The sequence below is a fragment of the Nocardia cerradoensis NBRC 101014 genome, assembly GCF_000308535.1.
In the GTDB taxonomy this organism is placed as follows: domain Bacteria; phylum Actinomycetota; class Actinomycetes; order Mycobacteriales; family Mycobacteriaceae; genus Nocardia; species Nocardia cerradoensis.
The window spans coordinates 1-8,876 of the sequence record NZ_BAFW01000066.1; the positions used below are offsets into that span (position 1 = coordinate 1).

Annotated in this window: 8 protein-coding genes and 1 pseudogene; 1 reads left to right on the top strand and 8 read right to left on the bottom strand. The window is 70.7% G+C overall.

Translation table 11 applies throughout. The annotated features are described in order from the left end of the window. The 8 genes and pseudogenes from ON23_RS39165 to ON23_RS08380 form a co-directional block, all read right to left on the bottom strand. Positions 1-523: hypothetical protein (locus ON23_RS39165; RefSeq protein WP_245555918.1), on the bottom strand; the 523-nt coding region annotated here is incomplete at its 3' end. After that, positions 520-1,770 carry an ArsA family ATPase gene (locus ON23_RS08350; RefSeq protein WP_039777313.1) on the bottom strand — a complete coding sequence of 417 codons (1,251 nt, stop codon included), beginning with the start codon at positions 1,768-1,770 and terminating at the stop codon, positions 520-522. The genes ON23_RS08350 and ON23_RS39165, both read right to left, overlap by 4 nt. A 47-nt stretch (positions 1,771-1,817) precedes the next feature. Beyond that, positions 1,818-2,255 carry an SRPBCC family protein gene (locus tag ON23_RS08355; RefSeq protein WP_036500238.1) on the bottom strand — a complete coding sequence of 146 codons (438 nt, stop codon included), beginning with the start codon at positions 2,253-2,255 and terminating at the stop codon, positions 1,818-1,820. Between the two features lie 23 nt (positions 2,256-2,278). Continuing rightward, positions 2,279-2,662, bottom strand: coding sequence for a hypothetical protein (locus ON23_RS08360; protein ID WP_036500236.1), 384 nt, complete (start codon positions 2,660-2,662; stop codon positions 2,279-2,281). 123 nt (positions 2,663-2,785) lie between these two features. After that, the gene (locus ON23_RS08365; protein WP_039777310.1) at positions 2,786-3,958 is read right to left on the bottom strand and encodes a glycosyltransferase family 4 protein; all 1,173 of its coding nucleotides are present in this window, start codon (positions 3,956-3,958) and stop codon (positions 2,786-2,788) included. 92 nt (positions 3,959-4,050) lie between these two features. Beyond that, positions 4,051-5,052, bottom strand: coding sequence for a hypothetical protein (locus tag ON23_RS08370; RefSeq protein ID WP_039777311.1), 1,002 nt, complete (start codon positions 5,050-5,052; stop codon positions 4,051-4,053). Between the two features lie 53 nt (positions 5,053-5,105). Further along, positions 5,106-6,204: pseudogene (locus ON23_RS08375) on the bottom strand (NlpC/P60 family protein). A gap of 174 nt (positions 6,205-6,378) precedes the next feature. Next, positions 6,379-6,969 carry a C40 family peptidase gene (locus tag ON23_RS08380; protein WP_051042247.1) on the bottom strand — a complete coding sequence of 197 codons (591 nt, stop codon included), beginning with the start codon at positions 6,967-6,969 and terminating at the stop codon, positions 6,379-6,381. A gap of 580 nt (positions 6,970-7,549) precedes the next feature. Between ON23_RS08380 and ON23_RS08385 the strand changes: the two genes are divergently transcribed. Beyond that, positions 7,550-8,876 (top strand): DEDD exonuclease domain-containing protein (locus ON23_RS08385; RefSeq protein ID WP_039777315.1); only part of this gene is annotated, 1,327 nt, incomplete at its 3' end.

The following is an 8,876-nucleotide window of genomic DNA, read 5'->3' on the forward strand; positions in this document are numbered from 1 at the left end:
GAACGCCTTTCGCGCGGCGGTCCGCTCCGCGACCACTGCCGCCCGCTCCGGCTCCGGGATCACCGCCGCGCGCTCCGGTTCCGGGATCATTGCCGCGCGCTCCGGCACCGGCGTCGGACGGATCTCCGGCTGCCCCGCCCGCGATCCACCCGTCGTGCTCCGTGCGCACCGAGCTGGGATCGGCGCCGACTTCGGTTGCCGCGGAATCGTATTCGCCCGCTTCGTCGTCGGCATCGGGAAGGTCGTCCGGGAGCAGCGGTTCGACCGGCACGCCGGCCAGCGCCTCACGCAGCACGGTCACGATCGCCGTGCCGTGGTCGGCGATCGCGGCGACCACCTCGTGATGCTCACCGCGGACCAGTGCCGCGGTCGCGCAGACCGGGCACCAGCTGCAGCTGTCCCAGTCGCGGCCGTCGGCGGCCGCGCGACGCAGGGCGGGTTCGACGCGTTCGAGCAGGGTTTCGGCGAGGGCGCGCAGTTCCTGGGCGAATTCGCCGAAACTGTCGTCGTGGGCGTGGGTCATTGCGGCCATACCCCCGGGTCGGGCCGGAAACGCACGACGAGTTGCTCACCGTCGAGTTCGGCGCCGTCGACCGTGCACCGCCGCAATACCGGCGCCAGTCGTAGCCGCCGCCGGACCCCGTCCGCTCCCACGATCACATCGTCCTCCACTCGTCCCAGTCGCAGCGTGCCCGGGTCGACCACCGGCAGACGCATCCGCAGCGTGAATACCGATTCCAGTCCGGTGCCCGACTCCCATCGCACCTCCGGTTCCCCCGTCGCGCTACCGGGCTCCGGCGTCGTGCCGCTCAGCATAGGGTCTGGTTCGGCCGCCGGGGGGTTGCCACGAACGGGCAACGCCTGCGCCAGAGTCGACAACGCCCGCGGCCCGACCGGTTCCGGTCCGCTGTGATGGGCGATCACCACGGGCACATCCGGCATCCGGCGGCGCAGATCCGCGATCACGTCGAGCTGTTCCGCGCGACGCTGCAGATACCACTGCACCGCGGGGTGAGCGCCACCGTCGGCCGGCGGCACCGGCGGCAGCACTTTGTTCACCACCACCGCGTCGAGACGTATACCCAGAAGTGCCGCCGCCGAACGCACCCGCGCCGATTCGGCCAGCGCGACCCGTTCGGCGCCGGTGATCAGCCGGGCCCCGGTGCGCCGCGCATCGGCCAGCAGATCCCGAATCGCCGTGACCGCGGCCGCGATCCGCTCCACCGTCGCCGCCAGCACCGCGCGCCGCATATCCGTACCGGTCGCGCTCATCACCCGGGCATGGGTGGGCCAGATCCGTTCGAGGTAGCCGAGCAGGGTGTCGGGTGCGGTGACGATGCGCAACATGTCCGCCGAGGGCGGGCAGTCCACGATGATCAGATCCCAGTCGTCCTCGCCCGCGAACTGCGCGATCTCGGTCAACGCCAGCAGTTCCTGCACACCCGGCAGTCCGGTGAGTTCGGCCGGATCGAGTGCGGCGAGGTCGATGCCGTGATCGTGGCCCGCGCCGGACAGCATCCGCGCCACATCGCGGAACCGATCCTCCAGCAGCGCAAGCGAATCGATCTCGATGACGTCGAATCCGGGGGCGACGGTCACCACCCCGGCGACCGCGCCGGGATCGTGGGCGAAGCGGAAACCCAGTGCGTCACCGAGCGAATGGGCTTGGTCCACCGAGGCGACCAGCACGCGCTGTCCGGCCTGCACCGCGGCGATGGCCGCCGCGCAGGCGAGCGTGGTCTTACCGACTCCGCCCTTGCCGATGAACAGTTCGAGACGGGTCGTGACGGCACCACGACCGCGCTGCGGAGGCCGGGTCAGCCTTCGACCCGTTTCTTGAGTTCCTTGAGGGCCGTATCGGTGATCACCTTCTCGGCCTTGCGTTTGAACATCCCGATCATCGGGATGGTGAGGTCCACGGTCAGCTCGTACACCACCTGGGTGGTGCCGTCGGGCTGGTCGATGAGCTCGTAGGTGCCGTCCTGCGCCTTCTGCAGTTCGCCGCTGACCAGTTTCCAGCTCACCGCCCGGCCGTCGGCCCGCCAGGTGTAGGACAGCACGTAGGTGTCCTTGACGACGCCGGCGTCCAGCACGAATTTCGCCGTGCGGGCCCGCCCGTCGGGGAAGGTCTCCAGTACGTCCACCGATCGTGCCGCCGACACCCATTCCGGATACGACTGCAGATCGGCGATGACGGCCATCACCCGATCCGAGGGGGCATCGATGGTGATCGACCTCTGGGTCCGGTCGGCCATGACTGACAGCGTTTCCTTTCGACCTAGCGTGACGGCGCCACACCGGCCGGACGGCCGGCCTCCAGCCGCGATTTCACCTCGAACGACATCTTCTTGCCGGCCACCCGCCGGGAACGGTTGGCGGCCATCAGGGTTCGGGGCGAGAGCGCGGCCGCGCCCGGCGGTTCGGCGTGCATGAAGTAGTGCAGGATCACCCCGTCCAGCGACGGCTCGAGCCAGACCTCCATCGTGCCGGTCAGCGGCCCGCTGACCGACCAGCGAATTCCCTTGTCACCGCGGTCTTCTCGCACCTCGAGGGTGAGGTCGGGCCACCAGCGGTGCCACCGCGACCGATCGGCCAGGACCTCGGCGACCGCGGCGCCGGACGCGGCGACGAAGGTCTGGTCGGCCACCTGGATGCTGCTCACGGCTGGGGCTCGCTGCTGCGCTCGCTCATGAAACCCGAGCCTACTGGGTCGGAGCCCGGAGGCGGTAACGCAGTGCCGGGCACGCGCGACCCGCCGCCGCGCCCGGCCGGGGAGCCGGCTCGCTTACCGGCCGACGCCGTCGGATCCCGCCGCGCCGGAATGCGCGCCGGGATCGAGCAGCGTCCGCAGCCGACCGCCCAGGACATCCCAGCGCCACTGGTCGGCGACCCATTCGCGACCGGCGGCGCCCATCCGCGCCGCGGCATCGCGGTCGGAGAGGATGCCGACGACGGCGTCGGCCACGGCTCGCTCGTCGCGCCCGTCGACCACCGTGCCGGTGCGCCCCTCGAGCACGGTTTCCGGTGCGCCGCCGGAATTTCCGGCCACCACGGGCACCCCCGTCGCCGACGCCTCCAGATAGACGATGCCGAGTCCTTCCACGTCCAGCCCGGCGCCGCGGGTGCGCGAGGGCATCGCGAAGACGTCGGCGAGGGTGTGGTGGGCGGCCAGTTCGGCGGCGGGGACGCGACCGGTGAACACCACGTCCGCGCCCAGGTCCAGCGAACGCACCAGCCCGCGCAACGTGTCCTCGTACGGGCCGCCACCGGCGATGACCAGCACCGCCCCGTCGATACGGCGGCGGATCTCGCGCATCGCCAGGATCAGCATGTCCTGCCCCTTGCGCGGGACCAGCCGCGACAGGCACAGCACCGTCGGCCGCTCGCCCAGGCCGTAGCGGGCGCGCAGCTCCGCGCGCGCGGCGGGATCGGGGTGGAAGACGGTGCTGTCCACACCCGGCGGCAGATACTCCAGGGCCGCCTGGGCGCCGAATGCCGCGGCGAAGCGGCGGCGGGTGTATTTGCTGACGTAGGTGACGACATCGGTGTGGTCGCCGATCACCCGCAGCACCTGCCGGGCGCCGGGCAGCATGGACCAGCCGACCTCGTGTCCGTGGGTGCTGGCCACGATCCGGTCCGCACCGAGGCGGCGCAGCGCCGGCGACATCAGGGCCAGCGGCGCGGCGGCACCGAACCAGACGGTGTCGCATCGGTGCTCGCGCAGTAGTTTCGCGGCCCGGCGCAGCACCAGCGGCGTCGGCAGCATCAAGGTGGTCGGGTGGCGCACGACCTCGAACGGCTGCTGGGCATCGAACCGCTGATGGGAGTCGCCGCGCCAGCGCGGCGCGTAGACGACCAGATCCTCCGGCGGCATCCGCAGCGCGAGCGAATGAACATACGACTGGATGCCGCCCGGCCGGGGCGGAAAGTCGTTGGTGATCAACAGCGTGCGGCCCATGGGGCGAGTCTATGGGTGTCGCGGCCGCGGCCGGTTCTACGGGGTGCGGCCCGCTCGAGGGATCTCGACCGGTCGGCGCGGCCGAGCAGGTACTAGGCCGCGACGCGGGCCTTGATCCAATCGCGCCAGGCGGAGACGAAGTCGGTGTGGCCGAGACCCAGGGTGTCGCGCAGGCCCCGGTCCAGCGCGGCCTGGTCCTGCGGGCCGGTGGCCAGCCGGCGGTAGAGGGCGACGAGTTTCGGCTCTCCGAATCGGTCGGCGACGAACGCGTTGGCCGACCAGGCCTGTTCGTAGGCGAGAGCGGCGTCGGTGCCCGGGCTCGGCGCGAAGGCGGTGTCGCCGGGCAGGTCCGCGGGCAGGTCACCGGAGCGGGCGCGGGTGGTGACGGTCGGCGCCACCTGGGCGAAGCGCTGCTGATCCCCGCGGTGGCCGCAGTATTCGGCGAACCCCTCCAGCACCCACTGCGGGGAGCCGTCGACGGTCCGGGCGCGAGCGGCGATGTGGGTGAGTTCGTGGCGCAGGGTTTCGCGCAGGCCGTCCGGGCCGAGCCGGCGGCCGGCATCGGGCGCGAAGACGATCCGCTGACCGGCGGGCTGGGTGCCGGGCACGAACGGATCCGATACCGAGGCCGCGGCGACCTCACCGGACACCGAACCGGTGGCGTGGGTCAGCGCCGCGAATTCGGAACTGCTCGAGGCGACGGCCACCACGGCTTCGTGGGCCCATTCGGTACCCCACACCTCGGAGACGGCCGTGACCGCCGGGCCGACCTCACGGGCCAGCTGGTCGACGTCACCGCGCTGGTACGGATGTCCCAGCACCACCGACAGCTTGCCGTCGTCGCCCGAAACCTGTTGCGCGACAACGGGTCCGTACGAACTCATGACGCGGCGCAACTCGGGCAGCTGCGGATCGGCGTGCGCGGGCGCGGTATCGGACTCCTCGGCGGCGGGCACGGTGTGCAGGCCCGTCTTGGGCAGCATTAGCAAGGCGCCACCGGCCGCGGTCAGCGCCACCACCACGGCGAGGGTGGCGACGAACTCGAAGCGCCCACGATGGGCCAGCCATGTCCGGACCCGCAACAATCCGCTCATACGACACGATCCTCACGTCGGTGTGATGACTCGCCGCCAGATTCTCGCAGTGTTTACGGCATTCCGATCCAGTATCGGCGCGCGGAATGGAAAGGCGTATTACCCATCGGCGCCACCGCGACGGGTACACCGAAGGTGGAGGCGTGCAGGATCATGCCATTCCCGGCGTAGATGCCGACATGGGAGGCGTCCGAATAGAAGAACACCACGTCGCCGGGCTGCAACGAGTCCCGCGACACCGGCGTGCCGACCGTGGCCTGCGCCTGGCTGGTGCGCGGCAGATCGATGCCCACGTGATGGAAGGCCCACTGCACCAGGCCGGAGCAGTCGAACTGGTCGGGGCCGGTCGCGCCCCAGACGTACGGGTCGCCGACGCGGGTCAATCCCGCGGCCAGCGCGCTGGTTCCGCTACCGGGCACCAGACCACGCAGCAGGGTGTCGCGGTCGAAACCGGGCGGGAACAGCGATCCGGCGAGGCTGGATTTCTCCCCGGCCGAGAGCGCACCCCAGGCCTGGATGACCTGGGCCATCGCACCCTGCAGATCGGCGCGCTTGTGTTCGAGGTCCGCGCGCACCTGGTCGGCCTTCTGCGCGGCGGCCTGCGCGGCGTCGGAGGCGGATTTGGCGGCGGTTTCGGCGGCGGTCGCCGAATCGGTGGCCTTGGAGAACTGCGCCAGCTGATCGGAGGTCTGCGTGGACAGCACGTCCAGCGTCGACATCTGGTCGAGCAACTGCTGCGGGGAATCGGAGACCAGCACCGAGAACAGCCGGTTGGTCCGCGCGCCCTGATAGGCGGCGATCGCGGTCCGGTCCACGGCCGGTTGATATTTGCGTACCTCGGCCTTGGCGGCGTCGAGGGCCTGCGTCGCGGTCGTGGAGTTTGGCGTCGGCGTCGCGGGCCACGCCCTGTTTGGCTTCGAGGTCGCCCTGCGCCGCCAGCGCCTGCTGATTGAGCTGTTCGGACTGATGCGACAACTCGATCAGCCGCTGCACCGCGTCACCGGCGGTGGCCGGTTGTTCCGCGGGCGCCGGATCGGCCGTCGCCAGACCTCCGGATGACGCTCCGAACACCAGCGCACCCACCGCCAGTGAGCCGCCGACCAGGCGTCTGGTTCTGTTGTTGCGTTGCGCGTTGCCCTTGTGCGCTGTCACGGCCTGCCGTGCCCCGTTCTCTCGTCCCGAGCTGGAAACCACGAAGGTCTCGATAAGGTTACGGAACGGCGACCGTCCATGTCCAGCAGGGCACGAAACGATCACGCCGTATACCCCGAATGCCCGGATCGGCGGTCCGGACTGTACGGAATGCGCCGATCCGGGCGGGGTGAATCAGTAGCGGCGAGCGCCCGCGACCGGCATCGAGGAGATCGGGGCGACCTTCACCGGCTCGCCGGCGGTCGAGGCGTGCACCACGTTGCCGTCGCCGACATAGAGCGCGGAGTGGCTGCCGCCGTAGAAGGACACCACGTCACCGGGCTGCAGCGCGTCGAGCGAGACGGGGGCGCCTTCCTCGAGCTGTTCGTAGCTGGTGCGCGGCACCTCGCGACCGGCCTGCCCGTAGGCCCACTTCACCAGGCCCGAGCAGTCGAAGGCGTTCGGGCCGGCGGCGCCGTACGAGTAGGGGGCGCCGACCTTGGACAGGGCGGCGTCGGCCGCGCGCTGGCCGACGGTCTGCTGCGGCGCGATCGGCAAGGGAATGTTCGGGATCTGGATGCCCGGCGGGACGGCGCCCGGCGGTATGGCGCCGAGAACCTGATCGGGAACATCGATGGTGCCGACGCCCGGTACGGTGACCGGCGCGGCCGCGGCGGTGGTCGCCGGGAGCAGCAGAGCGCTGAGGGTTGCTGCGCCAACGGCTCCGGCCGCAACGGCCCGGCGGGCGGTACGAGGCAGCCCCTGAACCTGTCGCTTGATCGCCATGATGCGGTACTCCTCATCTGCCCCACGACGCCGCACCCGGTGGTGCGTCGGACTCCGTGAGGTCTCGAGAAGGTTACGAGGACATAACGGTGCGTTGTAAAGCCCTGACACTTCGAGGCGGGTTCAGGTAGAGGCTCCCGCTCGACGGCATGCGAGATAGCTCACAGTAATCACGAAACGATAACGACGACCGACGCGAGTGACGTTTACCCAGGTGCGCTCCCCCGCGCGAGCGAGCACGCCGACCGGGGACCGCAGACACGCCTCGAGCGGGAAAACGCAAGTAGCCCAGAGCATGCCCGGCGGAAACCAACCGAACAGTCCGCAGGTTTACGGCAACCGACGAGTAGTCAAGTCCGGCCTCGGGGACGGCTTCGACGACCTCCATCACCCGCCGCCTATTCATAGCTATACCGAATTACCGTGACCCTGATCACTTTTCGGCATACTCGTGCAAACCGAACCTCGCACATCGCAAACCTCGCGCCGGCTCGACCGCCGGCGGGCATCCGGACCGATCCTGTCGGACCCTGCGCCTACGCTGCTCGCCGTGCCCTCCCCCGTTCCGCGACCGGCCCAGCTGGCCCTCGAACTCCCCGGTCACGGCGGTGAAGAGCCCGAGCTCGCACTACGCGATGTCACCTTCGTCGTGGTGGACCTCGAAACCACCGGAACCCGGCCCGAGGGGGACGCCATCACCGAGATCGGCGCGGTGAAGGTGCGCGGCGGCGAAGTCCTCGGCGAATTCGCGACCCTGGTCGACCCGGGCTGCGCGATCCCCCCGCAGATCGTGCGGGTCACCGGCATCACCACCGCGATGGTGTCGGCGGCGCCGCGGATCGACGCGGTGCTGCCCGGATTTCTCGAATTCGCTTCCGGCGCCGTACTCGTCGCCCACAACGCCCGCTTCGACATGTCGTTCCTGAAGGCGGCCGCCCAGCGCTGCGATACCGCGTGGCCGGCCTTCCAGGTGCTGTGCACGGTCCAGTTGGCGCGGCGCATTCTCGACCGCGACGAGGCGCCGACGGTGCGGCTCTCGGCGCTGGCTCAGCTGCTCGGCGCCTCCACCCGGCCCACGCACCGCGCCCTCGACGATGCCCGCGCCACCGTGGACGTGCTGCACGCACTGTTCGAGCGGGTCGGCAATCTCGGCGTCCAGACCCTGCCGGAATTGATCGACTATCTGCCCGAGGTCACGCGCCGCCAGCGCTCCAAACGCATTCTCGCCGCCGATCTGCCCGCCGCACCCGGGGTGTATCTGTTCCGCGGCCCCTCGGAGGAGGTCCTCTATATAGGGACGGCGGTGAATCTGCGCCGGCGCGTGCGCAATTACTTCACCGGCTCCGAAACCCGCACGCGGATGCGGGAAATGGTCATGCTCGCCACCCGCGTCGACCACGTCCGCTGCGCGCACGGCCTGGAGGCCGGAGTGCGGGAGCTGCGGCTGCTGGTGGCGCACACCCCGCCCTACAACCGGCGCTCGAAATTCCCCAAGCGCGCGTGGTGGCTGACCGTGACCGACGAGCCGTTCCCCCGGTTCGCGGTCAGCCGGACTCCGACCGCAGATGCCTTGGGGCCCTTCGGTTCCCGCACCGATGCCACCGAGGTCGCGGCGACCCTCGCGGAATACAGCGGCCTACGCACCTGCACGACGCGCATCCCCCGCGGGGGTGTGCACGGCGGCGACTGCCCGCCCGCGGCCGTGGGCGGCTGCCCGGCGGCGATCTTCGGCGAACGGGTGCCGGCCGCACAGTACGCGCCCGCGCCGCGGGCGGTACGGGATCTGTTCACCGGCCGCGACGACGCGCCCTTGCGCGCCATCGCCGCCCGCATCGACGAGTACGTCGCCGCGGAGCATTTCGAGGCCGCCGCCCGGCTGCGCGATCGCACCTGCGCCGTGGTTCGGG

What these genes read in the sequence shown, in the direction of transcription:
- ON23_RS08355 (WP_036500238.1), bottom strand. Translation starts at nt 2,255, where the DNA reads ATGGCCGACCGGACCCAGAGGTCGATCACCATCGATGCCCCCTCGGAT.
- ON23_RS08365 (WP_039777310.1), bottom strand. Translation starts at nt 3,958, where the DNA reads ATGGGCCGCACGCTGTTGATCACCAACGACTTTCCGCCCCGGCCGGGC.
- ON23_RS08370 (WP_039777311.1), bottom strand. Translation starts at nt 5,052, where the DNA reads ATGAGCGGATTGTTGCGGGTCCGGACATGGCTGGCCCATCGTGGGCGC.
- ON23_RS08380 (WP_051042247.1), bottom strand. Translation starts at nt 6,969, where the DNA reads ATGGCGATCAAGCGACAGGTTCAGGGGCTGCCTCGTACCGCCCGCCGG.